The following is a 1,605-nucleotide window of genomic DNA, read 5'->3' as shown; positions in this document are numbered from 1 at the left end:
TGTAGTTTGGATTGTCGCTGGCAGCGGCCATGATGGTGATTGGGTAGGTACCAATGGCGGTGTCCTTGCTGAGGTCGCCAACTGTGTATTTCACCTTGTCACCGTTAGCTGGCTGACCCTTAACATCGATATTAACCGGACCGGTGTACGGATCACCATCGTAAGCCTTGGTGACGTTTGGACCGGTGATGATAATTGGTGCTGGGGTAATCGTAAACTTACCAGCAGTGACATTATTAGTGTCAATCGTGGTATTCGCGTTAGCCGCTTGGAGCTTAGCCAGCCCAGCCTTGCTCAAGGTGACATCGTAGCTACCGACGTTTTGACTGTTAAGGCCAGAAGTATCAAAATCATCCTTCGTCCAGCCAGCCGTTGGGGCAACAATGTCTTTAGGCAATTCCACTTTAAAGGTGGTGGGATCCGTGCTGGCATCGCCATCGTAAACTTTGGTACCACCGTCAACCACGACCTTATCAGTGGTGGTCGTTGGTGTGATCGTCAACTTGCCGGCAACCACCGTCACCTCGTAGTTCGGATTAGCCTTGGCATCGGCAGTTACCGGGATATCGTAACTGCCAACGTTAACGTCCTGACTAATGTCGCCTAATTGAGAAACCACATCGGCACCCAGTTTTGGCTTGTCAGTCACCGTCGCGACTAACTTCGTCTTATCGCTATACGGCTGACCATCATAAACCTTGGTGACCGTTGGCCCGGTTACCGTTACTTTTGCTGGGGTAATGGTGAACTTACCGGGAGTGACGCTCTTCGCATCAATCGTGGTGTTCTTGTTAGTCGCCTGCAACTTAGCCAGACCGACTTTACTCAAAGTAACCTCGTAGTCACCCACATTTTGGCTGGTAATCTTGGCGTCAAAGTCAGCGGCTTTCCAACCATCCTTTGGTGCCGTGATGCCCTTTGGTAACGTAACCTTAAAGGTCGTTGGGTCGGTGCTGGCATCGCCGTCATAAACCTTAGTATCACCGTTGACAACGACCTTGTCAGTCGTCGTGCTTGGCGTAATGGTTAACTGACCCGCCTTAGTCGTGATATCGTAGTTCGAATTAGCATCCGCATCAATCGTCACCGCAATCGCATAGTCACCAACGTCGACATCCTTACTAATATCACCCAATTGCGGCGTCGTAAGATCAACCCCAGCTTTGGGCTTACCGGTAATGGTGGCAACTAATTTGGTCTGATCGCTATACGGCTTGCCATCATAAACTTTAGTGACCGTTGGGCCGGTAATCGTGATGGGTGCTTTGGTAATGGTGAACTTCCCAGCAGTGACACTCTTCGCATCAATCGTAGTATTCGGATTGGCAGCCTGAAGCTTAGCCAGTCCGGCGTGACTCAAGGTCACCTCGTAATCGCCGACGTTCTGACTATTAATCTTGCTGGTATCAAAATCAGCCGCTGCCCAAGCATCTTTAGGTGCCGTCATCCCTTTTGGCAGGGTAATATCAAAGGTGGTTGGATCGGTACCAGCATCGCCGTCATAAACCTTAGTCTGATTGCCAACAAGGACTTTCCCCGTCGTCGCAGTTGGTGTAATGGTTAACTTCCCAGCAACCACTGTAATATCGTAGTTCGGGTTGGCGG

General features: G+C 50.4%; 1 protein-coding gene. It reads right to left on the bottom strand.

Features of this window, described 5'->3' with window-relative positions:
• On the bottom strand, positions 1 to 1,605 hold a 1,605-nt coding region (locus tag FC98_RS14935; protein ID WP_162254975.1), incomplete at both ends, for an MBG domain-containing protein.

It is taken from the genome of Lentilactobacillus kisonensis DSM 19906 = JCM 15041 (genome assembly GCF_001434135.1).
Lineage (GTDB): Bacteria > Bacillota > Bacilli > Lactobacillales > Lactobacillaceae > Lentilactobacillus > Lentilactobacillus kisonensis.
The sequence above is the reverse complement of the archived record's forward strand: the minus strand, read 5'-3'. Positions and strand labels throughout refer to the sequence as shown.